Here is a 427-nt window from a genome sequence, read left to right on the forward strand (position 1 = left end):
CCAGCGCCAGCACGGTGGCGATCAGCAGCAGGGTCTTGGCCTGGGCGGCAGCGCTATCCCGTACGGCGGTCTGGGAGGTGGTCATCGCCTCGCTGGTCTGCAGCAGCGCGGCGCCGAGCTCGACCATGCGTTGCAAGGCTTGATCGCTGGCAGTCTGGGCAGCGCCGAACTGGTTGACCGCATCCCGGTAGCCGCCCATGGCAGTGGTAGCGTCGTCCAGGCTGGCGGCATAGTCGGCCGGCACCTTGGCCGGCAGGGCACGCAGTTCGAGCAAGGCCTGGTCGATGGCTTTGAAGGCGGTTTGCTGGTACTCGGCATTGCCGCTGTAGGTATAACCGCGTACCTGGAAGCGGGCTTGCTGCAGCAGGGCGTTGACCTCCACGGCGGACTGGTATTGGCTTATGTCGCCGCCCTGGCGCAGGCGCTG

At 67.0% G+C, this 427-nt stretch carries 1 protein-coding gene; it reads right to left on the minus strand.

All coding sequences use genetic code 11. The features are described from left to right. Nucleotides 1-427 (minus strand): methyl-accepting chemotaxis protein (locus GYA94_RS26950; protein WP_174824225.1); only part of this gene is annotated, 427 nt, incomplete at both ends.

It is taken from the genome of Pseudomonas juntendi (assembly GCF_009932375.1).
Lineage (GTDB): Bacteria > Pseudomonadota > Gammaproteobacteria > Pseudomonadales > Pseudomonadaceae > Aquipseudomonas > Aquipseudomonas juntendi.